This is a genomic window from Mucilaginibacter sp. P4_G9, from assembly GCF_056400985.1.
The window spans coordinates 1-639 of the sequence record NZ_JBFUKF010000928.1; the positions used below are offsets into that span (position 1 = coordinate 1).

Below are 639 nucleotides of genomic sequence, written 5' to 3' on the forward strand. Positions count from 1 at the left end.
CACTTGTACCTGCCGATATAAGCCTGGGGCGAAAAGCAGTCTTTTTGCAGCGTTTCTTCAAAATCCTCATCCGGTACTTTTACAGATGCAGTTGGCGGCACCGAATCTGGCCCGGTAAACAGGAAAGTTTTACCGCCTACGTTGAAACATAAATGCTCGCCCAGTTTAATGTCTTCGGTAACGCCGGGCAGTTTATGGCAAATGGCTTGTATGGTTTCTATGGTCATAACTATCAGTTATATTTCGGGTTCCATTGACTACCTTTAGTTCAATGTACGAATGATTAGAACATAAAACAAATCTTCTACTCGTAAACCGGGCGGTGCCGCTCATACCAGATAGCGTTTACGCGTGAGGCCAGAATACCAGAGCGCAGATTATAAACAGAAAAAATACAAACTAAACAAAGATAAATATGGCCACAGAAAATTTAAAGGATGGGGACGAATGCAAAGTTGTTGGAGGAACACATATTGGAAAATCTGGCAAAGTGAGTGATATAAACACGAGTAAAACAGGACATATTACCATTACCGTTGAACAAAAAAACGGTGTTAGATTCAAAACGTTGGGTAAAAATGTAGTTATGGTAACTCAAGAAAATTCCTGAGATATGAGCCGCCTTCAACCCCAACAACA

At 41.2% G+C, this 639-nt stretch carries 2 protein-coding genes; one reads left to right on the forward strand and one right to left on the reverse strand.

Going from position 1 to position 639, the window contains the following annotated elements; translation table 11 throughout:
- The coding region (locus AC1DPZ_RS28620) for an MmcQ/YjbR family DNA-binding protein (protein WP_477409924.1) at positions 1 to 227 on the reverse strand (227 nt) is incomplete at its 3' end.
- A 188-nt stretch (positions 228 to 415) separates the two neighbouring features.
- On the opposite strand from AC1DPZ_RS28620, the gene AC1DPZ_RS28625 reads away from it, so the two are divergent.
- Entirely contained in the window at positions 416 to 610 is a 195-nt protein-coding gene (locus AC1DPZ_RS28625) for a KOW motif-containing protein (RefSeq protein WP_477409926.1), read from the forward strand.
- Positions 611 to 639: the final 29 nt, after the last annotated feature.

Coding starts and splice junctions, on each gene's coding strand:
- AC1DPZ_RS28625 (WP_477409926.1), top strand. CDS start 416: ATGGCCACAGAAAATTTAAAGGATGGGGACGAATGCAAAGTTGTTGGA.